The organism is Streptomyces sp. NPDC046308 (assembly GCF_055588065.1).
Genome location: NZ_JBVJFB010000006.1, coordinates 266,778 through 290,329 on the forward strand (window position 1 = coordinate 266,778; position 23,552 = coordinate 290,329).

Below are 23,552 nucleotides of genomic sequence, written 5' to 3' on the forward strand. Positions count from 1 at the left end.
GCCGTCGTAAGCGGGGTGCGAGAGGGAAGCGAAAGGCCCTTTCACCGCAGGCTCGGGCCCATGAAGCGATCCCTGATCATGAGCACGGCCGCGGTCGTCACCGGGCTGACCCTGTTCGCCACCGCCTGCGCGAACGGCACGTCGGCGGGGAAGAAGGACGCCTCCGGAGGCGCCGGCGGGAACAGCGGCGGCGGAGCCGGCGCGGACGCGGACCGGGCCGTGAAGATGCGTCAGTGCCTGCGCGAACACGGCGTGGACGTGCCCGACCCCGAGCCCGGCCAGGACCCGCGCGGGATGACCCTCGGCGGGGGCGCCGACCCGCAGAAGACGCAGGAGGCCATGAAGGCCTGCGGGATGGGCGGACCGGGCTCGGGCAAGGAGCCCACGCAGGAGGAGAAGGACCAGGAGCTCACGTGGATCCGGTGCATGCGCGAGAACGGGGTCGCCCTCAAGGACCCCGAGTACAACGGCGGCATGAAGAGCGCCACCGAGGTCCCCAAGGGCCAGGAGAAGGCCTTCGAGGAGGCCCAGAAGAAGTGCGAAGCGGCCCGATGACGAAGCGCGCCAAGTGGCTGCTGGGGTCGCTGGCCGCCGTCCTGGCCGTCTCGGGCGGCGGCTACGCCGTGATCGCCCAGCCGCAGCGCGCCTCCGGCGGGCAGGAGCAGCGCGCGGGCGGCGGCCTGCCGCCGGCCACCGCGCCGGTGCGGCGCGGCGACCTCAGCTCGGGCCTCCAGGTGGAGGGCACCCTCGGCTACGCGCAGGAGCGCAGGCTGAACGCGGGCGGGCCGGGCGTGCTGACGTGGGTCGCGGCCGAGGGCTCGGTGGTCGAGCGGGACGGGAGGCTGTACGAGGTCAACGGCAGGGCGGTGCGGCTCATGTACGGGTCCACGCCGGTGTACCGGCCGCTGAAGAGCGGCGACAAGGGCGAGGACGTCAAGCAGCTCAAGCGGAACCTGCAGGCGCTGGGGTACGGGACCGGGCTCGATCCGCAGGACGGCACCTTCACGGCGGGTACGGCGACGGCGGTCAGGCGCTGGCAGAAGGCGCACAAGGCGGCGGAGACGGGCGAGGTCGGCAAGGAGGACATCGCCTTCGCCTCGGGGCCGCAGCGGGTGCGCAAGGGCGACGCGGCGGTCGGTGACGAGCCGGGACCCGGCAAGCCGGTGCTGACGGTGACGGGCACCGAGCGGATCGTCCGCTTCCGGATCGATGCGGCGAAGGCGGCGGCGGCCAAGCCCGGCGACCCGGTGACCGTACGGCTGCCGGGGGGCGTCACCGCCACCGGGAAAGTCGGGTCGGTGGGCGGGACGGCCGGCCCGGACGACGAGAACGGCGGCGCGGGCGGGGGCGGCGGAGGCGGGGGCGGGGGCGGAGGCGGGGGCGACCAGAAGGCCAAGGTCGAGGTGTCCGTCACCTTCGACGAGCCGGCCGAGGTCAACGCCCCGGACCAGTCCCCGGTGACGGTCGCCCTCACCGGCGAGACCCGCAAGGGGGTGCTCTCCGTACCGGTCAACGCCCTGCTCGCGCTCGCGGGCGGCGGCTTCGGCGTCCAGGTCGTCGAGGACGGCAGGGCGCGCGAGGTCAAGGTCGAGCTGGGCATGTTCGGCAACGGCCGGGTCGAGGTGACCGGCGACGCCCTCGAGGAGGGCATGCAGGTGGGGATACCGAAGCTGTGACGCACACGCACATGGAGACAGTGGTGGAGCTGACCGGGGTCACCAAGGAGTACGCGGGCGGGGTCACCGCCCTGCGCGACGTCGACCTCACCGTCACCGCCGGCGAACTCCTCGCCATCGTCGGCCCCTCGGGCTCCGGCAAGTCCACCCTGCTGCACGTCGTCGGCACCCTGGACCGCCCGACGGCGGGCGGCGTACGGATCGCCGGGCACGACATCGCGGCCCTCTCGGACCGTTCGTTGTCGGCGCTGCGGTCGCGGCACGTCGGCTTCGTCTTCCAGTCCTTCCACCTGGTGCCGGGCATCAGCGCCCACGCCAACGTCGCCGAAGGGCTGCTCTACAGCGGCCTCTCGCGCGCCGAGCGCGGGCGCAGGGCCGCGCGGGCCCTGGAGCGGGTCGGCCTCGGGGACCGGATGGACCACCGGCCGCACGAACTGTCCGGCGGGCAGAAGCAGCGCGTGGCCATCGCCCGGGCGGTCGCGGGCGCACCGGACCTGCTGCTGGCCGACGAGCCGACGGGCGCGCTGGACACGGCGTCCGGGGAGTCGGTGATGGAGCTGCTGCACGAGCTGAACCGGGACGGGGCCACCATCGCCGTGATCACCCACGACAACGAGATCGCGGCGAGCCTGCCGCGGCAGGTGCGGATCCGCGACGGACGGATCGTGGCGGACGTGCGCAGCCGGGCGGGGGTGGTCGCGTGAGGGGGCGTACGAGGACGCGTACGGGAGGCGCGGGCAGGGGCAGGGGGGCGCGGAAGCTGACCCCGCCGAGGCTGTCCCCGCGGGACGTCCTGCACGTCGGGTCGGCGGGCCTGCGCTCGCGCCCGATGCGGGTGTTCCTGTCCGCGCTCGGCATCGCCATCGGCATCGCGACGATGATCGCGGTGGTCGGCATCTCCTCCTCCAGCCAGGCCGAACTGCTGCGCGAACTCGACGCGCTCGGCACGAACATGCTGGTCGCCACGCCCGGCAAGGGGATGTTCAGCGGGCAGGACACCAAGCTGCCCAAGGACGCCCTCGGGATGGTCTCCCGGATCGAGGGCGTCGAGTCGGTGGGCACCACCGGTGACGTGGCCGAGTCCGTGCGCCGCTCGGAGAACATCCCGAAGGAGGAAACGGGCGGGGTCGTGCTCAAGGCGGCCAAGGACGACCTGCTGGGCACCCTGCGCGCCGGGATCGGCAGCGGCACCTGGCTCAACGACGCCACCGGCCGCTACCCCTCGGTGGTGCTCGGGCACGTCTCCGCGCGCCGGCTCGGCATCACCGAGCCGGGCCGGCAGGTCTTCGTCGGCGGCCGGTACTTCACGGTGATCGGCATCCTGGAGCCGGTCCCGCTGGCCCCGGAGATCGAGCGCTCCGCGCTGATCGGCTGGGACGTGGCCGAGCGGCTGCTGGGCTTCGACGGCCATCCGACGGCGGTGTACGAACGGTCGGCGGACGAGCGGGTGGCGGCGGTCAGGCAGCTCATCGCCCAGACGGCCAACCCGCAGACGCCGAGCGCGGTCTCGGTCACCGACCCCTCGGCGGCGCTCCAGGCGAAGGCGGCCACGGAGGGCGCCTTCAGCACCCTGCTGCTCGGACTGGGCGGGATCGCCCTGCTGGTGGGCGGGGTCGGCGTCGCCAACACCATGATCATCTCGGTGCTGGAGCGGCGCCACGAGATCGGCCTGCGCCGGTCCCTGGGCGGGACGAAGGGGCAGATCCGGATCCAGTTCGTGACGGAGTCCCTGCTGCTGTCCGGCCTCGGCGGCCTCGCGGGCATCGTCCTCGGCGGCGCGGCCACGGCGGTCTACGCGCGCGCCGGCGACCTGCCGTGGGTGGTCCCGCTCTGGGCGGTGACCGGCGGCTTCGCCGCCACCCTGGCGATCGGCACCGCGGCCGGCCTCTACCCGGCGGTGCGCGCGGCCCGCCTGTCCCCGACGCTGGCCCTGTCGGCAACGTAGCCCGGCACCTCCACAACTCCCGCCCCCGGCCCGATCCCGGACGGCCGGGGGGCCGGGCGGGGGCGGAGGCCCCGCCCCCGGGGCGGCACCCCCGGGGCGCGAGCCACACCCGGCACGGGAGCCACGCCCAGGGGGCGGGAGCCACGGACCGGGCGGAGGTCACACGCCGGGCGAAGGCCACGGGCCCCGGCGGAGCCCACAGGCCGGGCACGAGGCCACAGGCCGGGTGAAGGCCACGGGCCGGGCAGAGGCCGCAGGCCGGGCAGACCCCACAGACCGGGCAGAGGCCATGGGCCGGGCGCAGCCCACGGCCGGGCACGAGCTACGGGCGGGGGGGCCGGGCGGGGGATCGGTGATGTCGTGGCCGTGCCCCGGGTGCGATCACCGACGTACGCTGAGGTGATGAGGCGAACTCCCCGTCATGCGGCGCGCGTTGTCATCCTGTCCCCGGCCGGGTCCGTGTTCCTCTTCCGCGAGGACAACGTGGAGGTCGGCATCCACTGGCTGCCGCCCGGCGGCGGCATCGATCCCGGTGAGAGCCCCGAGGACTGCGTGCGGCGCGAGCTGCGCGAGGAGACCGGGTGGACCGACCTGGAGCCGGAACGGCTGCTGTGCACCTGGGAGCACGACTTCACCTACCAGGGCGTCCCGGTGCGCCAGCACGAGCACGTCTACCTCGCCCGCGGCCCCCACCGCGAACCGGTCCTGGAGTCCCCCGGCATCCACTGGCAGTGGCTCCCCGCGGACCGCCTGGCCACCCTCGGCGAACCCCTGTGGCCCCCGCGCCTCCCGGACCTCCTGGCGAACGCCCCGGCGGAACCGGTCCACCTGGGCCTGTTGGCCTGACCGACCGGCGGCCGACCGGCGGGGGCAGCGAAGACGAAACGGCCGGACCGGCTAACGGGCGCCGGGGGCCTTCGCGGTGGCCCTGGCGTACAGCGAGGCGGCGTACTCGCCGAGGATCGTGCTGGTCGACACGTCGTCGGTGTCGCCGCCCGTGAGGATGCCGATGATCCTCCCGTCGCGGGCGATCCACGCACTGCCGCTCGTGCCGCCGGGGAAGTCGGAGCAGTCGAAGCGCTGTTGGGTGGCGCTCTCACGGACGCCGACCGCCGTACAGGTGCGGGGGATCTTGCGGTCGGCGGGGTAACCGGTGACGGTGACCTCCTCGCCCGCGCGCCCGCTGGTGTCGAGCACGGCCGCGCCGGTCACGTCCTCGATGGTGCGGCCCTTGGCGTCGGGGGCGAGGCGGGCGAAGGCGAGGTCGTAGTCGTCGTCCGTGCCCTCGGCCCAGCGGTCGTCCTCGAAGACCTCCTCGATCTTCCAGGTGCCGTACGGCGCCACGCCGTTCGCGTACGCAGGTGCGAAGACGGCGGTTCCGTCGCTCTGGTCGCCCTCCATCAGACAGTGCCCGGCCGTGATGATCATGTTCCGGCCGGGACTGTGCACCACGGTGGCCGTACAGAAGTGGTCACTGTCCAGCCCGTTCGTGAACAGGGCTCCGGTGAAGGCCGCGGGACCACCGGGCGGGGGCGTGACGGCGGGCGGGAGGGTGGCTCCGGGCGGCGTCGAGAGCTGAGGCTTCGATGCTTGCGATCGCGATGTGGGCGTCGACGATGCCGTCGGGCCGGTCTTCGCCCGTACGGGCGCGGCCCCCTCGGGCGGCGGCACCAGCTCGGCCACCGCGGCGGAAGCCCCCAGAGCCGCCACCGCACACAGCACCGCCGTCACGACGGTCCGCTTGTCCACCGGCATGATGATCCTTCCGATTTGCCCTGGCGAAGCATGCCTCGGGGGCGGGGCCCGGTGCAAGGGGCGGGCCGGTCAGGCGGGTGTGCGCAGGTCGCGCAGAAAACGCAGGCCAGGGCGGCCGTCGAGCCGGATCTCGCCGGTGGGCGCGAAGCCCGTGCGGGCCAGTACGGCCCGGGAACCGGGGTTGTCGAGCGTCGTGACCGTCCGCAGCGTGGTCAGGCCGTACGCGCCGGCCGCGAGGTCGCAGGCCTCGCGCACGGCAGCCGTGGCCACGCCCCGCCCGGCGGCCTTCTCGGCGATCCGGTATCCCAGCTCGGCCGACCCCTCCGCCAGGTCGACGAGGTTGACCCGGCCCACGACCGCGCCACTGTCGTCCACGAGGACGTGGAACCGGCACAGTCCGGCGTCCTGCTCGGCCATCAGCGCGTGGTGCCGTTCGTCGAAGCGGACGAAGTAGTCATCGCCGCGGTCGGGGACGGACGCGGCGAAGTAGGCCCGGTTCTCCCGCTCGAAGTCGAGCACGGCCGGGGCGTGGTCGAAGCGCAGGAGTTCGAGCCGAGGCATGCCCCGATGCTATCCCGACCATCAACTGTGCGATTTGGCAGGTCCGTTCGGCCTGTTGGTCTCATCGTCCCTCCGCTTCACCGAGAGCCTTCAGAGAGGGCGACGCATACGTGCGACTGACAGGCAAGTACCGGATATCCGTGGTCGCCGCGGCGGCCGCGGTCGCCATCGTGGGCAGTCTGCAGCTCTCCCCCACCGCGTTCGGCACCGAGGACACCGTCGAGAGCGCACCACCCGCGGCCGGGGCAACGGAGTCGCCCGACTCCCACGGCGAGGACTCCGCCGTCCACGGGTCCGACGGCACCGTCTTCAAGGGCGGCGTGATGTCGCTCGGCGCGGAGCCGCCGAAGGCCGGCACGCGGTCGGCGGCGGCAGCCGCGGCCACCGCCACACCGCCGCAGGGCGAGGTCGTCGTGGGCGTGCTGCACCGCCCGTGCGTCCCGCCGGCCGGCGAGGGCAGCATGGGAAGCACGGGCTGGAAGGTCGTCCGCGACGGCTCCGGCACCGCCAACCTCAGCTGCGGCTTCACCAGCTCCTCCGTGGCCGAGACCGTCACCAGCGGGCACGCCTACATCGACGACTCGTTCTTCACCCCGGCCGGCAAGCCGACCGCCGCCATGGGCGAGACGTACATGCGCAACCACGTCAGTCACGAGCTCGGGCACATGCTGGGCCTGACGCACGCCAACCGCAGCCTGAACAAGGGCGACTGTGTGAAGGGCACCGACTCGGGCCAGTTCCCCGTCATGTGCTCGCCCGCGTACGCCTACCAGGACAAGCGGGCGGGCACCTACGTCCAGCAGTTCGACGTCCAGGGCCTGCGCCTCCTCGCCGCCGGCGGCGGCGCCGCGCTGTCCCCGCAGGGGCGGGTGACCGGAATCGGCGCCAAGTGCCTGGACGTCAAGGGCGGCAAGGCCGTCAACGTGGCCTCCGGCAAGGTCCTCGACGTGACGGGCGGCGCGACCGCCAACGGCACCGTGGTCCAGCTCCACACGGCGAACACGAACAAGCGGCAGGTCTGGGCCACCCCGAAGTAGCCCGCCCGTACCCGCCCACCAGGGGGGTCTTCCCTTGAACCGGGTATGCGGATAGGGCGGTTGCCCGATGCCGGGAGGCCGTCCTCAGGCGCACGCTGGTGCGATGGACGGTTGGGGAGCGGGGCGGGTTCTGCGGGACCGCAATGCGGGGTTGTACCTCGCCGGGGTGGTCGTGTCGGGGTTCGGCACGACCGCGATGTGGCTGGTGGCCGGGATCTGGGTGAAGTCGCTGACCGGGTCGGATTCCCTCGCGGCGCTCACGGTGTTCGCCCTGTGGGCGCCCGTGCTGGCCGGGCCGGCGCTGGGGACGCTCGCCGACCGGCTGCCGCGGCGGCCGGTGCTGGTCGGCGTCGGCCTCCTGATGGCCGCGCTGCTGCCCGTACTGCTCCTGCTCGACTCGGCGGGCCGGGTGTGGCTGCTGTTCGCCGTCCTGCTGGTCTACGGGGTGTGCGGCACCGTCCACGAGGCGGCGGAGGCGGCCCTGGTGCCGCAGGCCGTCGACGGCCGGCTGCTCGGGGACGTGGGCGGGCTGCGGCTGGCGGCCAACGAGGGCGCGAAGCTGATCGCTCCGCTGGTGGGCGCCGGGCTGTTCGTCCGGTACGGCGGGGCGTCCGTGGCCCTGCTCGACGCGCTGACCTTCGCACTGGCGGCGGGGATCTTCGCCCTGCTGCGGGTCCGCGAGGAGCCGCCGGACCGGATCGCGTCGGCGCACGGCCTCGCGCGGGTGCGCGAGGGCGGGCGGCAGCTGTGGGGCTCGCCCGCGCTGCGGCCGCTGGTGCTGAGCGGGGCCGCGGTGATGTTCCTGGCCGGTCTGAACGGCGCGGTGGTCTACGCGGTCGCCGATGGCGTGCTGGGGCACGCGCCCACCTACGTGGGCGTGCTGTACGCGGCGCAGGGCGCGGGTTCCGTACTGAGCGGGCTCGCGGCGGGCCCGCTCCTGCGGCGGCTGCCGGAGCGGGTGTTCACGGCCGGGGGCGTGGCCCTGTTCGCGCTGGGCGTCGGGGCGAGGGCGCTGCCCTACGACGCGGTGGCGCTGGCCGGCAGCGTGGCGATCGGGGCGGGGCTGCCGTGCGTGCTGATCGCCGCGCTGACCGCGGTGCAGCGCGAGGTCCCGGTCGCCGTCCTCGGCCGGGCGGCCGCCACCGCCCACACGCTGATCTTCGTACCGAACGCGCTGGCCCTGGCGCTGGGGGCCGCACTGGTGGGCTTCGTGGACGTGCGGGTGCTGCTGCCGGTTCTCACGGTGGCGGGCCTGGCCGTGGCGCTGCTGCTCGCGGCCTCCTCGCGGGGCGCGGCGGCGGAGCCGCGCGGCGCCGGGGCGCACCGCGCGGTGGAACGGTAGAGCGGTGGGAGGGCGCCCTGTGCGCCCCGGCCTACCGGCCCCCCGGGCCCGGCCACAGTCCCTCGGCCGTGAGGCCCAGCAGGTCGATCGCGTTGCCGCGGACGATGCGGTCCACCACGTCCGGTGCCAGGTGGCCCATCTGGGCCTCGCCGACCTCGCGGGACTTCGGCCAGGTCGAGTCGGAGTGCGGGTAGTCCGTCTCGTAGAGGACGTTGCCGACACCGATCGAGTCGAGGTTCTTCAGGCCGAAGGCGTCGTCGAAGAAGCAGCCGAAGACGTGCTCGGCGAAGAGCTCCGACGGTGGGCGCAGCACCTTGTCCGCGACTCCGCCCCAGCCCCGGTTCTCCTCCCAGACCACGTCCGCCCGCTCGAGGATGTACGGGATCCAGCCGATCTGGCCCTCCGCGTACATGATCTTAAGGTGGGGGAAGCGCTCGAACTTGCCGCTCATAAGCCAGTCGACCATCGAGAAGCAGCAGTTGGCGAAGGTGATGGTGGAGCCGACCGCCGGTGGGGCGTCCGCGGACGTGGACGGCATGCGGGAGGAGGAGCCGATGTGCATGGCGATGACCGTGCCGGTCTCGTTGCACGCCTCCAGGAAGGGGTCCCACTCGTCGGTGTGGATGGACGGGAGGCCCAGGTGCGGGGGTATCTCCGAGAAGGCGACGGCGCGCACGCCGCGGGCCGCGTTGCGGCGGACCTCCGCGGCGGCCAGGCGGGCGTCCCAGAGCGGGATCAGGGTGAGGGGGATGAGGCGGCCGCGGGCGTCGGGGCCGCACCACTCCTCGACCATCCAGTCGTTGTAGGCCCGTACGCCGAGCAGCCCCAGCTCACGGTCCTTGGCCTCGGTGAACGTCTGGCCGCAGAAGCGGGGGAAGGTGGGGAAGCAGAGGGCGGACTGGACGTGGTTGACGTCCATGTCGGCGAGGCGGTCGGGAACCGAGAAGGACCCCGGGCGCATCTGCTCGTAGGTGATGACTTCCAGTTTGATCTCGTCGCGGTCGTACCCGACGGCCGTGTCGAGGCGGGTGAGCGGGCGGTGCAGGTCCTCGTACACCCACCAGTCGCCGATCGGGCCGTCGTCGCCCTTGGCCCCCATGACGGGTGCGAACTTGCCGCCGAGGAAGGTCATTTCCTTCAAGGGGGCGCGCACGACGCGGGGGCCGGTGTCCTGGTACTTGGACGGGAGCCGGTCCCGCCAGACGTGGGGGGGCTCAACCGTGTGGTCGTCCACCGAGATGATCTTCGGGAAGGTCTCCATGGCTCATACGGTAGCGCCGATCTGACGAACCGTCAGCTAGTTGGTCCGTGATCGGCCATGGACGGGCTGACGTGTACGCGCAAGACAGGGCAGACTGACCCTTACACCGAACGGAAGGCAGGGGGAGGACAGATGGACGGCGTACCGGCCATCCCGCACCCGCGGAAGCACCCCGAGGGAGCCCGGCCCACCACCACGTCCAAACGCCCGGCCCCGACCCCGACCCCGGCACCGCGACCGCGCCCGACCCCGGACGCCGCCACGGCGGCCACGGCGGCCACGCCCGCCACCCCTGCCACCGCGGACGCCCACGTCTCCCCCGTCTCCCCCGTCGAGTCCCGCTTCGCCGTCCTCGGCCCCGTCCGCGCCTGGCGCGGCGCCGAGCCGCTGCCCTCCGGCACCCCCCAGCAGCGCGCCCTGCTCGCCCTCCTCCTGCTGCGCGACGGCCGCACCGCCACCGCACCCGAGCTCATCGACGCCATCTGGGGCGATGACCCCCCACAGCAGGCCCTCGCCACCATCCGCACCTACGCCTCCCGTCTGCGCAAGGTCGTCGCCCCCGGGCTGCTCGTCACCGAGTCCGGCGGCTACGCCATCCGGCTGCGCTCCGCCGCCACCCTCGACCTCGGCGTCGCCCGCAGCCTCGCCGCCGACGCCGACGCCGCCCGCGCCGCTGGCGACCGCGCCCTCGCCCGTACGCTCCTCGCCCGCGCCCTCGACCTCTGGGAGGGCGAGCCCCTGGCCGGGGTCCCCGGCCCGCACGCCGAGACCGAGCGGACCCGGCTCGCCGAATGGCGCCTCCAGCTGCTGGAGACCCGCCTCGACCTCGACCTGGAGGTCGGCCACCACGCCGAGGCCGTCTCCGAGCTCACCGCCCTCACCGCCGCCCACCCGCTCCGGGAGCGCCTGCGCGAGCTGCTCATGCTCGCCCTGTACCGCAGCGGCCGGCAGGCCGAGGCCCTCGCCGTCTACGCCGACACCCGGCGCCTGCTCGCCGACGAACTCGGCGTCGACCCGCGCCCCGAACTGGCCGCGCTCCAGCAGCGCATCCTGAACGCCGACGCCGATCTCGCCCGCGCGGAGGACCCGGCCCCGGCCGCCGCGACCGTCCACGTGAGGCCCGCCCAATTGCCCGCGACCGTGCCCGACTTCACCGGCCGCTCCAGCTTCGTCGACGAGCTCGGCGCCATCCTGTCCGGCGGCGCCCAGGACCAGGTCATGGCCGTCTCCGCGCTCGCCGGCATCGGCGGCGTCGGCAAGACCACCCTCGCCGTGCACGTCGCCCACGCCGCCCGCCCGCACTTCCCCGACGGCCAGCTCTACGTCGACCTCCAGGGCACCGAGGCCCGCCCCGCGGAACCGGAGGCCGTCCTCGGCTCCTTCCTGCGCGCCCTCGGCACCCCCGACACGGCCATCCCCGACTCCCCCGCCGAGCGGGCCGCGCTCTACCGCTCCACCCTCGACGGCCGCCGCGTCCTGGTCCTCCTCGACAACGCCCGCGACGCCGCGCAGGTCCGCCCGCTGCTGCCCGGCACCGCCGGCTGCGCCGCCCTCGTCACCAGCCGGGTCCGCATGGCGGGCCTCGCCGGAGCCCATCTCGTCGACCTCGACGTGATGAGCCCCGAGGAGGCCCTCCAGCTCTTCACCCGGATCGTCGGCGAGGAGCGCGTGCGCGCCGAGCGCCAGGCCGCCCTCGACGTCGTCGGCGCCTGCGGCTTCCTGCCGCTCGCCATCCGCATCGCCGCCTCCCGGCTCGCCGCCCGCCGCACCTGGACCGTCTCCGTCCTCGCCGCCAAGCTGGGCGACGAGCGCCGCCGCCTCGACGAGCTCCAGGCCGGCGACCTCGCCGTCAAGGCCACCTTCGAGCTCGGCTACGGCCAGCTGGAGCCCGCCCAGCAGCGCGCGTTCCGCCTCCTCGGCCTCGCCGACGGCCCCGACATCTCCCTCTCGGCCGCAGCCGCCGTACTCGACCTGCCCGAGCACGACACCGAGGACCTGCTGGAGGCTTTAGTCGACTGCTCCCTGCTCGAATCCGCCGCCCCCGGCCGCTACCGCTTCCACGACCTCGTACGCCTCTACGCGCGTGCCTGTGCCGAACGCGACGAGCAGCCCCCGAGCGGCCGCGAGGCGGCCCTGGACCGGCTGCTGGACTTCTACCTGGCCACCGCCTCCGGGGTGTACGCCCTGGAACGCCCCGGTGACCGGCTCCCCGCCCACCTCTGCGACACCCACTACCCCGGGCTGGTCTTCGCCGAGTCGCGGACCGCCCTGGACTGGCTGTACGCCGAGGCCGACCCGCTGCTGGCGTGCGTACGGCAGGCCTCCGTACGGGGCGGCGAGACGCCGGTGCTGCGGCGGGCCGTGGACCTGCTGTGGGCGGCGAAGGACCTGGCCGAGTCCGGGGCCAACTCCAAGCAGTACGAATCGGCCGCCGTCGCCCTGCGCGACGCCGCCCAGGCCGCCAAGGACCCGTACGCCGAGGGCCGCGCACGCACCACGCTCACCAACGTCCACCTGGTCGCGGGCCGCTTCGCCGAGGCCGACGACGAGGCCCGCCAGGCCACCGTGCTCGCCCGCGAGGCCGGCGACCCGCTGCCCAGCTGCTGGGCTCCCAACGACCGCGGGATCATCGCCCTCTACCAGGGCCGGCACGCGGACGGGGAACGCTATCTGCTGGAGGCCATCGACGGCTTCCGCGCCGACGCCAACAACGTCGGCGAGGCCAGCGCCCTGTGCAACCTCTCCCGCATCCACGTGGAACTGGGCCGCCTCTCCAGCGCCATAGACCTCGCCCAGCAGGGCATCGCCATCTACGACCGGATGGGCCTGACCCTGCGCCTGGCCAACGGCCGCTACGCGCTCGGCATCGCCCTCACCCAGGCCGGCCGGCTCGGCGAGGCCCTGGCCCAGCTCACCGAGGCGCTGTCCCTCTTCCACGAGAACCGGCAGCCGCTGTGGGAGGGCGTGACCCACTTCCGGCTCGCGGAGGCCCACCTGGCGGCGCGCCGGCCCACCCTGGCCGCCTCGCACGCCGAGCAGGCCATCGCCCTGCGCGGCATCGGCGGGGAGTGGCGCCGGGCCACCGTGCTGACCGTGCTGGGCAAGGCGCTGCGGCGGCTGGGCCAGACGGACCGGGCGCGGGCGTGCTGGCGGGACGCGGAGGCCGTCTTCCGGCAGCTGGGGTCCACGGAACTGGCCGAGGTGCAGGCCCTGCTAGCCTCGGAGATCGCGGCCTGACCTGCGGTGACGCCGGTTGAACGAGGCGTTCATCGTTCGTTTATCGCCGGTCGGCACGATAGGTGCATCGACCCGGCGCGTCGGGGGGCAACCGGGTCGGTTGGAGGACTACCCGCTCGGCGGTCATCGGGGGAATCGCCGAGCGGGCCCCACCCATCCACCAGGAGAACCGATGACGACGAACGAGAACATCCTGCCGACCGACGGCGACGGCAAGTCGCTCGACAACCACGCCCCGGGCGTCGACGTCGAGACCCTGGACAACCACGCTTCGGGTATCGAGATCAAGCCGCTCGAACCGACGCCCGCTCCGGTTCCCGCTCCGCCGACGCCGGCCGAGGAGATCCAGACGCTGGACAACCACGCGTCCGGTCCGCGTCCGTAGCAGGCACCCGGCACGACGGGGGACGCAGGACGCACCACGCAGGACCGCAAGACGCAGGACCGCAAGAACGCACGACGTACGGGGGATTCAACGGGGGAACGGCGGTCGCGGTGGCCCGGAGGGGGAGCCATCGCGACCGCCGCACGCGTGCGTCCGCCTCCGGTCCGCCCGGGGCACGGGCATACGCTGGGGGTGTGTTCTCCTCCCACGGACCGAGCGTCCGCGAACTCGCCGTGCAGGGCCTCTCCTCGATCGAGCGCGGCTACGACCTGCTGGCACCGAAGTTCGACCACACGCCCTTCCGCACCCCCGACCGGATGCTCGACGCCGTGGAGGAGGTCCTCGCCCAGCGGGAGGGGTCCTTCGGCGCCGGGCTCGACGTGTGCTGCGGCACCGGCGCCGCGATCGGCATGCTGCGCAGGCTGTGCCGGGACCGCGTGACCGGGGTGGACCTCAGCGCCGGCATGCTGGCCGAGGCCGAGCGCGCCCACCCGGACCAGCGCGTGGACTTCGTACGGGCCGACGCGCGGGCCCTGCCGCCCGCGCTCGGGGACGCGTACGACCTGGCGGTCAGCTTCGGTGCCTTCGGCCACTTCCTGCCATCGGAGCGGCCCGCCCTGTTCTCCGGCGTGCACCGCTCCCTGCGCCCCGGCGGGGTCTTCGCCTTCCCCATCGGCGCCCCGATCCCGGCGAGCTCCCCGGTGTGGTGGGTGGCGGCGGGCTTCGACGCGGCGATGCGGGTGCGCAACGCGGTGTGGCGGCCGTCCTTCGTCATGTACTACCGGACCTTCCCGCTCAGCGGGGTCCGCCGGGACCTGGAGGCCGCCGGCTTCACCGTCGAGACGGTGCCGCTGGAGCACTTCGGGCGGCAGAGCGGAGGCGCTCCGCGCTGGCGGCTCGTGCTGGCCCGGCGTCCTACCTAGCGGAATCGCTGCGTCACCGCCCGCGCACGGGACACAATCGACGAGGGTTCGTCAGGCAGGGTGCCACCGCACCACCCTCACCCCTTGGAGCAGCCGGTGTCGTCGCAGGAAATGCCCATAACGATCACCCCGCAGCAGGCCGCCCACGGGGTCATCCTCCCCGTTCAGCTGGCGAACGGGCCGGCCCGGCTGCGCATCCCGGCCTGCCGGAACGGCGACCTCGTCCGCGCCCGGGTCGGGGAGCAGGAATTACTGCTGCGCATCCGCGTGTCCGGTGGCGGCGGGGCGGCAGCGGGAGCCGGGGGCGGAGCCGGCGCCGGGGCGGGGATCGGGGCGGCGTTCGCGACCGGCAGGCTGGGCGCGACCGCGGGCGGCCCTGCGGGCGGCACGCCGCAGCCCGCCCCGTCCTCCGCCATGGCGAACGGCCGCGGGTGCCTCGCGGCGCTCCTGGTCGCCGCCGTGATCGCCGTCGTCGTCATCGCGGTGAACAGCGGGGACGACGGCGACGGCAGGAACTCCGCCTCCCCCACCCCGACCTATTCCTCCGGCGCGCTGTCCCCTTCCTCCGCCGCTCCGTGGTCCGCGGAACCCACCGTCGCCCCGAACGCCGTGCCCACCCCGTACAGCGCGGCGCCCGCTCCGGTACCCACCCCGGAGGAGCCGAGCCCGTTCGACCGGGGCACCTGCCTCAACGGACAGTTGCCGGACTCGACGACGCCGACGACCGTCACCGGCGTGGAGGAGGTCTCCTGCTCGGCGTCCGACGCGCACTACAAGGTGATCGAGAGCATCCCCGGCACCTCGGACATGGACCGCTGCAACTCCAACCCCAAGACGCAGTACGCGTTCTCCTACCGCTACACGCGGGGCGCCACCGTCCTCAACCAGTACGTGTACTGCCTGATCGGCCTCGGCTCGTACGCCCGCTGAGCGTCGCCCGCCGAGCACCGCCCGCCGAGTACCGGCCGGGACGCGCTAGCGGGCCCGCAGCTCGCGCTTGAGCACCTTGCCGCTCGCGTTGCGCGGCAGCTCGGAGACGAACTCCACCGCGCGCGGCACCTTGTAGTTGGCCATCTCCCGCCGGGACCAGGCGATCAGGTCGTCGGCGGTGAGCGTGGAGCCGGGGCGGCGGACGGCGTACGCCTTGCCGACCTCGCCCAGCCGCGGATCGGGGATCCCGACGACCGCGATGTCGGCGATGTCCGGGTGCAGGCCGAGGAGTTGCTCGATCTCGGCGGGGTAGGCGTTGAAGCCGCCCACGATGAACATGTCCTTGATCCGGTCGGTGATGCGCAGGTTGCCGTGCGCGTCCTTGAACCCGACGTCGCCGGTGTGCAGCCAGCCGTCCGGGGTGATCGCCCTGGCGGTCTCGTCGGGGTCCTCGAAGTAGCCCTGCATGACGTGGTAGCCGCGGACCACGATCTCGCCGGCCTCGCCGGCCGGCCGCGGCGTCCCGTCCGCGGCGACGATCATCACCTCGGTGTCCGGGATGGGCCGCCCGGAGGTCTCGGAGACGATCTCCGCGGGGTCGCCCCGCCGGCACATGGTGACGATGCCGCTGGCCTCGGAGAGCCCGTACGCGGTGAGGACGGTGGCGATGCGCAGCTCGCCGCGCAGCCGCTCGACGAGCCGCAGCGGGACCACGGCGGCGCCGGTGACGACCAGGCGCAGGGCGGAGAGGTCGTGGTGGTCGCGCTGCGGGTGGTCGAGGAGGGACTGGTGGAGGGTGGGCGGCCCGGGGAGAACGGAGATCCGCTCGGCGGCGACGTTGGCGAGGACGGTGTCCACGTTGAACACGGGCTGCGGGACCATCGTGGCCCCGCGCATCAGGCAGGCGATGATCCCGGCCTTGTAGCCGAAGGTGTGGAAGAAGGGGTTCACGATCAGGTAGCGGTCGCCCTCACGCAGTCCGGCGAGCTCGCACCAGACGTCGTAGCAGCGCAGGGACTGGGCGTGGGTGATGACGGCGCCCTTGGGGCTGCCGGTGGTACCGGAGGTGAAGATGATGTCGGAGGGGGCGTCGGAGGGGATCGACGCGGCGCGTTCGCGGACGGCTCCGGCCGGTACGCGGTCCCCGCCCGCGAGGAAGTCCTTCCAGGTGCGGAAGGACTCGGGGGCGTCCTCGGCGAGGACGACGACCTGTTCCAGGTGCGGCAGTCCGCGCAGCGGCCCGGAGCCGGGGCCCTCGCCCGCGGCCCGGCGCAGGGAGGCGACGTAGGAGGTGCCGAGGAAGGTGCCGGTGACGAAGAGCAGCCGGGCCCGGCTGCGCTGGAGGACGTACGCCGCTTCCGCGCCCTTGAAACGGGTGTTGAGGGGGACGAGCACCGCGCCCGCCGAGACGGCCCCGAGCGCGGAGACGATCCACTCCAGGGTGTTGGGAGCCCAGACGGCGACCCGGTCACCGGGCTCGACCCCGGCGGCCATGCAGGCGGCCGCGGCGCGCTCGACGCGCTCGCCGAGCTGCGCGTAACTGATGCGGACGCGGCCGTCGACGACGGCCTCCTGGTCGGCGTACCGTACCGCTGCCGCCCGGACGAGCCCCGCGATGCTGCCCCAGCGCAGGTCTGCGCGTGCGTCGTCGCCCATGCGTGCCATCCTCCCGCGAACCCAGTAGCTGACTATCCGTCAGATTAGCTGTAGCCTTCGCGGCTGTCAGTACTGGCGCACCCCGGAGGTGGCGATGGCGGCAACGCTCAAGGACGCTACGGCGATAGTGGGCATCGGGCAGACCGCCTTTGCCAAACGACTGCCGCAGTCCGAGAAGGAACTGGCCTGCCGGGCGATCCTGGCCGCTCTCGACGACGCCGGCATCGAGCCCTCCGAGGTCGACGCCTTCTCCTCCTACACGATGGAGGAGACCGACGAGGTCGAGGTCGCCAAGGCCATCGGCGCCGGCGACGTCACCTTCTTCTCCAAGATCGGCTATGGCGGCGGCGGTTCCTGCGCCACCGTCGGCCACCTCGCCTCCGCCGTCGCCACCGGCCAGGCCACCGTCGGCGTCGCCTGGCGCTCCCGCAAACGCGGCTCCGGTCCGCGCCCCTGGAAGAACACCGCCGTCCAGCTGCCCACCCCCGGCCAGTGGACCCGCCCCTTCGGGCTGCTGCGCCCCGCCGACGAGATCGGCATGCTGGCCCGCCGCTACATGCACGAGTACGGCGCCACCCGCGACCACCTCTTCAACGTGGCCATGGCCTGCCGCAACCGGGCCAACGCCAACCCGGCCGCGATGATGTACGAACGTCCGCTGACCCGCGAGATGTACATGACCTCCCGCATGATCAGCGACCCGCTCTGCCTCTTCGACAACTGCCTGGAGACCGACGGGGCGCTGGCCTGCGTGATCGTCTCCGCCGAGCGCGCCCGGGACTGCCGCCAGAAGCCGGTCTACGTCCACTCCGTCGCCCAGGGCCTGCCCTCCCAGCACCACGGCATGGTCAATTACTGGAACGACGACCCGCTCTCCGGGCCCGCCTGGACCGCCGCCCGCCACCTGTGGAAGCAGGCCGACTTCGGGCCGCAGGACGTCGACGTCGCCCAGATCTACGACGCCTTCACCCCGCTGATCCCGCTCTCGCTGGAGGGCTACGGCTTCTGCGGGCGCGGTGAGGGCGCCGCCTTCACCGAGGGCGGGGCCCTGGAGACGGGCGGCCGGCTCCCCATCAACACCGGGGGCGGCGGCCTGTCCGAGGCGTACGTGCACGGCTTCAACCTGATCAACGAGGGCGTCAAGCAGCTGCGCGGCATCTCCACCGCCCAGGTGCCGGACGCCTCCACCTGCCTGGTGACGGCGGGCGAGGGTGTCCCAACGTCCGCGATCCTGCTGAGGAGCTGACCGCCCGATGACCACCGCATCCGAAGCCGCCGCCGAGGCCGCGGCCGAGCTGCTCCTGCCCGTCCCCGACGAGGACGGCGCCCCCTTCTGGGAGTACGCCGCCCGGGGCGAGCTCCGCGTCCAGGCCTGCGCCGCCTGCGGCCGGCTGCGCTTCCCGCCCCGCCCCTGCTGCCCGCACTGCCGGTCCTTCGAGAGCGAGTGGCGCCGGATGAGCGGCCGCGGCCGGATCTGGTCGTACGTCCGGCCGCATCCGCCGCTGCTGCCCGCCTACGCCGCGCAGGCCCCGTACAACGTGGTCCTCGTGGAACTCGCCGACGCCCCGCACATCCGGCTCGCCGGGAACCTGGTGACCTCGGCCGACGCCCCGCTGGACTCGATGGACCCGGCCCGGCTGCGCATCGGCGCACGCGTCCAGGTGGCCTTCACCGAGATCGGCGGGATGGCCGTGCCACGCTGGCTGCTGGAGAAGTCGTGACCGTACGGGTGGAGCGGGACAAGGCGACCGGGGTCGCGGTCGTCACCCTGGACCGGGAGCGCCGGCACAATGCGATCGACCTGGAGACGGCGAGCGAACTGAGCGCGGTGTGGCGGGAGTTCCGCTTCGCCGAGGAGGTGCGGGCGGTGGTGCTCACGGGCGCCGGGACGGCCGCCTTCTGCACCGGCATCGACCGCGGCGTGGAGGTGCCGCAGCCGGGGTCCCCGTACTCGGCCGACGATCCGCTGATCGCGATCGGGCCCAAGGCGGGCGACCTGTGGAAACCGGTCGTCGCCGCCGTCAACGGCATGGCCTGCGGCGGGGCGTTCTACCTGCTGGGCGAGGCGGAGTTCCTGATCGCCTCCGACACGGCGACCTTCTTCGACCCGCACACGACGTACGGGATGGTCAGCGCCTACGAGGCCGTCTACATGGCGCAGCGCATGCCCTTCGGCGAGGCCGCCCGGATGTCCCTCATGGGCACGGCCGAACGGCTCTCCGCCCGCCGGGCCCACGAGATCGGGCTCGTCTCGGAGCTGACCGCCCCGGACGCGCTGCTCCCGGCGGCCCTGCGGACGGCGGAGACCCTGGCCGGCTTCCCGACCGAGGCCGTGCAGGGCACCGTACGGGCCCTGTGGTCGGCGAAGCAGGCCGCGCTCCAGCAGGCCCTGGCCCAGGCCCCGGCGCTGATCGCGCTGGGGAACCTGGCACCGGAGCGGCAGGCGGAGCTGTTCGCCGGGCGGCGCGGCGGGCCGGAGCCGCGGGTGCGGTGAGGCCGGACCTACGCCCGCTCCACCGTCCCGACCAGACAGTTCTTCACGTCGGCGGCCTTGCCCGGGGTCGTCATGGGGACCACGACGTTCCGGCTCTCGCGCGCCTTGAGCGTGACTTTCACGGAGCCGGCGTCGAGGGTCGCGCCGTTCGCACCGCTGAAGGTCACCGGCACCCGCACCGTGCGCTCGGCGGAGTCGGTGGAGGTGACCTGGACGGTGGCCCCCTTGGCGTCCGCGCCGACACAACTGACGAGTACGGCCCGCACGGGCGCCGACGTCGCGCTCGCGGAGGGCGTCGGGCTGCTGCTGCTCCCGTTGCCGTGGCTCTTCTTCTTGCTCTTGGAGCTGGAGCAGCCGCCCCCGCTGCTGCTCTTGCTCTTGCTCTTGCCGCTGCTCCCGCTGCTCCCGCTGCTGCTGCTTCCGCCGTGCGACGAGAACCCGGTCAGCGCGAACACGACGGCCACCAGCACCGCGGTGAACCTGATGCGACGCCCAGCCACCATGGCCCGAACCCCTCCCCTGGACAACGGCGGGCCACGCTATCAGTGCCCCGCCACGCAGGTAAGCGACCAGGACCAGATCGATTCCGCGTGCGCGGCGAGGGCGCCGGGCGTAGCGTCGGCAGCAGGACCCCCAGTGCGAAGGTGCCGGGCATGATCCGCGACGTACCCGGCCCGCTGATGGGTCCGATCGGAGCGGCGGCCGCCGTCCGGAGCCCCTTCCGTGCCTGGTACGACGGCCGTCCCGGACGCGACCACCGCGTCCGGGAGCTGTTCACCGCCGCCGGGTCAGGGTCAGTACTGGCCGTCGAGGTCGGAGGCCGAGGCCGCGCGGAAGCAGGCGGAGACGACCTTGAACAGGAGCATCGACTGCCCGGTCTCCGTCTTCCTGCGGCCCGTCACGTGCACGTCGAACTGCTCGGCCTTGTTCTCGGCGTAGATCTCCGGGTCCTGGGCCTGGCTGTTGGCCTTGCCGTCCTTGGTGATCTTCCAACCGTTCTCGCCGAGGGCCTTGCGCAGGTTCTGCATGCCCTCCTCGACCTGCGCGTCGGAGATCTCGTACACCGACCAGGGGTGCTCCGTGGCGAACAGGTCGTCCCCGTACTCGCTGCAGCGCGACACACTCGGGCCGGGCTCGGTCACCTTGCCCTTGACGCCGGTCATCTCCAGCAGGCGGCTGGAGACCTGCTTCGTCTTCGTGCGCGCCGGACCGGGATCCATCCTGACGGGCTCGTAATTCAGTTCTTTCACGTTCGAACACCCCATAGACAGCATGGAAAGCGATCCGGCAAGGACGACAGCGAGAGCCTTGATCCGCAGAGATCCGGAAACCCGGCGGCCGGCGACCCGGTCCCGGGTCCTCGTGTCAGCCACGGGTGACCCTGTCGTAATGACCGGCGACGACATTCGCCTGATTCTCAAGACTCTTCGAGTCCTTCCTCCAGTAATCCCCGTGATCATTGGCGTCGTTTTCCATGATATGGGCCCCGAAATCCTCGTCGGACGGCACGTTCGACCCCCACGCGTAACCGAAGGGCAGGAGCTCCTCGTACCAGTGGGCACCGCCGCCGAGCCCGGCCGCCTTGCCGCCGGCCGGCACCTGGTCCTTGGTGAAGCCGGCCGCCTCCGACCACACGTGGTCCGCGCCGACGTCCAGGTCCTTGGCGTGGCCGACCAGCATGCCGGGGCTGCCCACGGCGATGATGTCGTCGGTGCGCAGGTCACCGGCGTTCGATGACGCACCCACGACCGTGCTGCCGTAGCTGTGGCCGATGAGTGTGGTGTGGCTCTTCTCGTCGCCGCCCTGGACCTGCTCCAGACCGGCCATGAAGTGGTTCAGGTCGGGCGCCGCCGTGTGGGCGTACTTCTCCTTCATGGCCTCGGGGACGATGCTCTGCGGGGCGTCGTAGCCGATCCAGGTGATGGTGGACACGTTCTCACCGGGGAGCTGGGCGTGGGTCTCCTTCCACAGCTTGGACATGTGGCCGATGTACGTCTCGGACTTCGTGATGTCGGTGTACGTACCGGGGACGAACACCGCGGTGTGGGCCGCCGTGTCCGGGTTGCCGTTGGCGACGATGGCCCGGCCGCCGCCCTTGGTGTCGAAGCCCAGCAGGTACGCCTCGGGCAGGCCGTCCGTGCCCGTGGCGTCGAACCGGGCCTGGATGGCGTTCATGCCCTTGAGGTTCTTGTCCAGGAAGGCCTTGTCGTCGGCGTACTTCTCGTCCCACTGCGACCAGGCGGGGTTGAGTACGACCGCGGGGTAGTCCCTGCCCGAGGGCACGTACTTCTGCGGCTGCGGGGGGATCCCGTCCAGCCTGATCTGGAACTGGGCCTTGGTCTCCGCCAGTACGGTGCGGTTGGCCTCGTCGCGGACCACCGAGGGCAGCCCGTCCATCGCGCCCACCTGCGCCCCGTTCAGGGACAGGTACGCGGACTGCTCGTCCGCGCTCAGGCCCTTCCACCAGTCGGCGTTCGCCTTCGGGTCACCGTCCTTGGGCGGGGGCTTGATGTGGTCCAGGTAGTCCTTCGCGCCGCTGCGGACCTCGGACGTGTCGCTCTCCACGTCCGCCCAGTCCTTGTCGGAGACGACCAGGTCGTCGTCCGCCTTGAGCTTGCGCAGTTTGGGTGCCCACAGGGCGTCGGCCTCGGTCGCCTCGGCGACGGCCTGCGCGATGCGGTTGGCGATCTCCACCGCCTTGCCGAAGTTCGGATTGGGGTGGATGTTCGCCGCCTGCCGCTCCAGGGCGGCCGACAGGTCGTTGGCGTCCTTCGTGGGGTCGATGACGTTCCCCGAGGGCTTGCCCTTGGCGCTGCCGGTGACGGTGCCGCCCTCGGGCAGCTTCCCGTCCTTCTCCGTACCGCCGGGCGGGTAGGTCACCGAGCCGTCGGCCCCCACCCTGAACTTCTGGTGCTCCGCGTCCTCGACGGCGTCCGCGAGCTTCTTCTTCGCCTCGGTCATCGCGGCCGCGAACGCCTTCAGCGAGGTCGCCGCCAGGCCGCATTCGACCTGCGTGTAGTGGAAGTTCTTCGCCAGTTCCCGGAGCGATCCCAGGGCCGCCTCCAGGGCGACGCCGTCGAGACCGTCCCGCAGTCGCGCCGATATCTGGCCCTCGGTGTCACCGTACGCCTGGTCCGCCATGTCGCTGACGGCCTTGAAGCCGTCGGCCGCCTCGGTGAACTCGGACGGTTTCAGGGCCACGAGTGCTGCGTAGTCCATGGTCGAGCTCACCGTCCCCCGCCGCTGCCGCCGGTGGCGGGTGTGTCCTTGTACTGCCCGTTGATCTGCGCGAAGCCGCCCTTGATGGCCTCGTCGTTGTCGTACTGGCCCTTGCCGGCCTTCTCCAGCGGCCCCTGGAGGGAGGTGCACTTGCCGGACAGGCTCTCCAGGTACGTCTTCCAGGACTGGTACAGCTCCTGGTGCGCGGTGGCGCTCTGGACGCCTTCGACCGCGGCGCCCTTCTGACCCGTCTCCAATGCGCCCAAGGCGCCCTTGATGCTCGTCGACAGGCCGCCGAGGTCCTGGCTCGCCCGGTTCCAGACGGCCCGGTCGGACGTCAGATCGCCGCTGCCGCCTCCGTCAGGTGCCGCCGCGGCGCTCGCGAGGCGCATGTCCACGCCGGCCGCCGCCTGTTGTTTGAGCCCGGCCCACTCCGTGTCGAAGGTCGTCATGCCGAATCGCCCCCGTAATCGCGATTGCTCTGATCAAGGGGTCATCCTACGAACACTTGCCAAGGGGGGTCCGGGCAGCGGTGCCGATGCCGCTGTGATGTCCCGGACACGGCGGCGGCCCCGGCCCCCGGGAGGGGGCGGGGCCGACCGGCCGTACTGGCGGAGTGCGATCAGACGGCCTCGACGACGCCCGAGGACGCGATCTCGACCTTGCCCTTGGGGGTGCCGGACTGGGTGCCCAGGGCCTCGATCTGGTCGACGAGCTCCTTGCCCTCGACGACCTCGCCGAAGACGACGTGCTTGCCGTCGAGCCACGAGGTGACGACCGTGGTGATGAAGAACTGCGAGCCGTTGGTGTTCTTGCCCGCGTTCGCCATCGACAGCAGGTACGGGCGGTCGTGCTTCAGCTGGAAGTTCTCGTCCTCGAACTTCTCGCCGTAGATGGACTTGCCGCCGGTGCCGTTGTGGTTGGTGAAGTCACCGCCCTGCAGCATGAACTGGGGGATGACGCGGTGGAAGCCGGAGCCCGCGTAGCCGTAGCCGTTCTGGCCGGTGGCCAGCTCACGGAAGTTGCGCGCCGTCTTCGGGACGACCTCGTCGAAGAGGTTGAAGACGATGCGGCCGGCGGGGGCGCCGTTGATGTTGATGTCGAAGTAAACGTTGCTCATGGGGTCCATCC

The 23,552-nt window shown here is 72.8% G+C and carries 23 protein-coding genes; 14 read left to right on the forward strand and 9 right to left on the reverse strand.

Translation table 11 applies throughout. The features are described from left to right. The first annotated feature begins 60 nt into the window (after window positions 1-60). The 5 genes from ACZ6JT_RS24665 (at window position 61) to ACZ6JT_RS24685 (ending at window position 4,467) form a co-directional block, all read left to right on the forward strand. A complete protein-coding gene (locus tag ACZ6JT_RS24665; protein ID WP_469212901.1) occupies window positions 61-555 on the forward strand; it encodes a hypothetical protein in 495 nt (164 codons plus the stop codon). Next, window positions 552-1,676 (forward strand): peptidoglycan-binding protein, encoded by a 1,125-nt coding sequence (locus ACZ6JT_RS24670; protein WP_469212903.1) that lies wholly within the window; start codon window positions 552-554, stop codon window positions 1,674-1,676. The genes ACZ6JT_RS24665 and ACZ6JT_RS24670 overlap by 4 nt, the downstream gene beginning before the upstream one ends. Before the next feature lie 11 nt (window positions 1,677-1,687). Then, the gene (locus tag ACZ6JT_RS24675) at window positions 1,688-2,380 is read left to right on the forward strand and encodes an ABC transporter ATP-binding protein (protein ID WP_469212905.1); all 693 of its coding nucleotides are present in this window, start codon (window positions 1,688-1,690) and stop codon (window positions 2,378-2,380) included. 125 nt (window positions 2,381-2,505) lie between these two features. After that, a complete protein-coding gene (locus ACZ6JT_RS24680) occupies window positions 2,506-3,621 on the forward strand; it encodes an ABC transporter permease (RefSeq protein WP_469212907.1) in 1,116 nt (371 codons plus the stop codon). A gap of 402 nt (window positions 3,622-4,023) precedes the next feature. Beyond that, a complete protein-coding gene (locus ACZ6JT_RS24685) occupies window positions 4,024-4,467 on the forward strand; it encodes an NUDIX hydrolase (protein WP_469212909.1) in 444 nt (147 codons plus the stop codon). Window positions 4,468-4,518: 51 nt separating this feature from the next. Here the strand turns inward: ACZ6JT_RS24685 and ACZ6JT_RS24690 are convergent, their stop codons facing one another. Together ACZ6JT_RS24690 and ACZ6JT_RS24695 are read right to left on the reverse strand one after the other, a co-directional pair. After that, entirely contained in the window at window positions 4,519-5,376 is an 858-nt protein-coding gene (locus ACZ6JT_RS24690; protein WP_469212910.1) for a trypsin-like serine peptidase, read from the reverse strand. Window positions 5,377-5,445: 69 nt separating this feature from the next. Further along, complete coding sequence (locus ACZ6JT_RS24695) at window positions 5,446-5,937, reverse strand: GNAT family N-acetyltransferase (protein ID WP_469212912.1); 492 nt, start codon at window positions 5,935-5,937, stop codon at window positions 5,446-5,448. A 110-nt stretch (window positions 5,938-6,047) separates the two neighbouring features. Here ACZ6JT_RS24695 and ACZ6JT_RS24700 point away from each other — a divergent pair, with 110 nt between their 5' ends. Beyond that, window positions 6,048-6,974, forward strand: coding sequence for an RICIN domain-containing protein (locus ACZ6JT_RS24700; RefSeq protein ID WP_469212914.1), 927 nt, complete (start codon window positions 6,048-6,050; stop codon window positions 6,972-6,974). A 103-nt stretch (window positions 6,975-7,077) separates the two neighbouring features. Continuing rightward, a complete protein-coding gene (locus ACZ6JT_RS24705) occupies window positions 7,078-8,316 on the forward strand; it encodes an MFS transporter (RefSeq protein ID WP_469212915.1) in 1,239 nt (412 codons plus the stop codon). 31 nt (window positions 8,317-8,347) lie between these two features. Here ACZ6JT_RS24705 and ACZ6JT_RS24710 read toward each other — a convergent pair whose 3' ends face one another. After that, on the reverse strand, window positions 8,348-9,577 hold the full coding sequence (locus ACZ6JT_RS24710; protein ID WP_469212917.1) for an amidohydrolase family protein: 1,230 nt from the start codon (window positions 9,575-9,577) through the stop codon (window positions 8,348-8,350). 132 nt (window positions 9,578-9,709) lie between these two features. Here ACZ6JT_RS24710 and afsR point away from each other — a divergent pair, with 132 nt between their 5' ends. The 4 genes from afsR (at window position 9,710) to ACZ6JT_RS24730 (ending at window position 15,052) form a co-directional block, all read left to right on the forward strand. Then, a complete protein-coding gene (afsR, locus tag ACZ6JT_RS24715; RefSeq protein WP_469212919.1) occupies window positions 9,710-12,814 on the forward strand; it encodes an SARP-family global regulator AfsR in 3,105 nt (1,034 codons plus the stop codon). Between the two features lie 172 nt (window positions 12,815-12,986). Further along, window positions 12,987-13,199, forward strand: a complete 213-nt coding sequence (locus tag ACZ6JT_RS24720; RefSeq protein WP_469212921.1) for a hypothetical protein — start codon at window positions 12,987-12,989, stop codon at window positions 13,197-13,199. A gap of 194 nt (window positions 13,200-13,393) precedes the next feature. Continuing rightward, window positions 13,394-14,122 carry a class I SAM-dependent methyltransferase gene (locus ACZ6JT_RS24725; RefSeq protein WP_469212922.1) on the forward strand — a complete coding sequence of 243 codons (729 nt, stop codon included), beginning with the start codon at window positions 13,394-13,396 and terminating at the stop codon, window positions 14,120-14,122. Between the two features lie 96 nt (window positions 14,123-14,218). Beyond that, a complete protein-coding gene (locus ACZ6JT_RS24730; RefSeq protein WP_469212923.1) occupies window positions 14,219-15,052 on the forward strand; it encodes an LppU/SCO3897 family protein in 834 nt (277 codons plus the stop codon). A 45-nt stretch (window positions 15,053-15,097) separates the two neighbouring features. On the opposite strand, the gene ACZ6JT_RS24735 is transcribed toward ACZ6JT_RS24730, so the two are convergent. Then, window positions 15,098-16,708: a FadD3 family acyl-CoA ligase gene (locus tag ACZ6JT_RS24735; protein WP_469212924.1), complete on the reverse strand. Its 1,611-nt coding sequence runs from the start codon at window positions 16,706-16,708 to the stop codon at window positions 15,098-15,100. A 94-nt stretch (window positions 16,709-16,802) separates the two neighbouring features. On the opposite strand from ACZ6JT_RS24735, the gene ACZ6JT_RS24740 reads away from it, so the two are divergent. From ACZ6JT_RS24740 to ACZ6JT_RS24750, 3 genes are read left to right on the forward strand one after another with little or no spacing between them, the layout of a single operon-like run. Continuing rightward, window positions 16,803-17,954 carry a lipid-transfer protein gene (locus ACZ6JT_RS24740; protein ID WP_469212926.1) on the forward strand — a complete coding sequence of 384 codons (1,152 nt, stop codon included), beginning with the start codon at window positions 16,803-16,805 and terminating at the stop codon, window positions 17,952-17,954. A 7-nt stretch (window positions 17,955-17,961) separates the two neighbouring features. Continuing rightward, window positions 17,962-18,429 carry a Zn-ribbon domain-containing OB-fold protein gene (locus ACZ6JT_RS24745; protein WP_469212928.1) on the forward strand — a complete coding sequence of 156 codons (468 nt, stop codon included), beginning with the start codon at window positions 17,962-17,964 and terminating at the stop codon, window positions 18,427-18,429. Further along, window positions 18,426-19,202: an enoyl-CoA hydratase/isomerase family protein gene (locus ACZ6JT_RS24750; RefSeq protein ID WP_469212929.1), complete on the forward strand. Its 777-nt coding sequence runs from the start codon at window positions 18,426-18,428 to the stop codon at window positions 19,200-19,202. The genes ACZ6JT_RS24745 and ACZ6JT_RS24750 overlap by 4 nt, the downstream gene beginning before the upstream one ends. A gap of 8 nt (window positions 19,203-19,210) precedes the next feature. On the opposite strand, the gene ACZ6JT_RS24755 is transcribed toward ACZ6JT_RS24750, so the two are convergent. From ACZ6JT_RS24755 to ACZ6JT_RS24775, 5 genes are all read right to left on the reverse strand, one after another. After that, the gene (locus ACZ6JT_RS24755; RefSeq protein WP_469212930.1) at window positions 19,211-19,705 is read right to left on the reverse strand and encodes a hypothetical protein; all 495 of its coding nucleotides are present in this window, start codon (window positions 19,703-19,705) and stop codon (window positions 19,211-19,213) included. A 291-nt stretch (window positions 19,706-19,996) separates the two neighbouring features. Next, window positions 19,997-20,452: a hypothetical protein gene (locus ACZ6JT_RS24760; RefSeq protein WP_158754271.1), complete on the reverse strand. Its 456-nt coding sequence runs from the start codon at window positions 20,450-20,452 to the stop codon at window positions 19,997-19,999. Window positions 20,453-20,567: 115 nt separating this feature from the next. Further along, window positions 20,568-22,421: an alpha/beta hydrolase gene (locus ACZ6JT_RS24765; protein WP_469212932.1), complete on the reverse strand. Its 1,854-nt coding sequence runs from the start codon at window positions 22,419-22,421 to the stop codon at window positions 20,568-20,570. An 8-nt stretch (window positions 22,422-22,429) separates the two neighbouring features. Continuing rightward, a complete protein-coding gene (locus ACZ6JT_RS24770) occupies window positions 22,430-22,873 on the reverse strand; it encodes a hypothetical protein (protein WP_030706793.1) in 444 nt (147 codons plus the stop codon). Window positions 22,874-23,043: 170 nt separating this feature from the next. After that, window positions 23,044-23,541, reverse strand: coding sequence for a peptidylprolyl isomerase (locus ACZ6JT_RS24775; protein ID WP_469212934.1), 498 nt, complete (start codon window positions 23,539-23,541; stop codon window positions 23,044-23,046). Window positions 23,542-23,552: the final 11 nt, after the last annotated feature.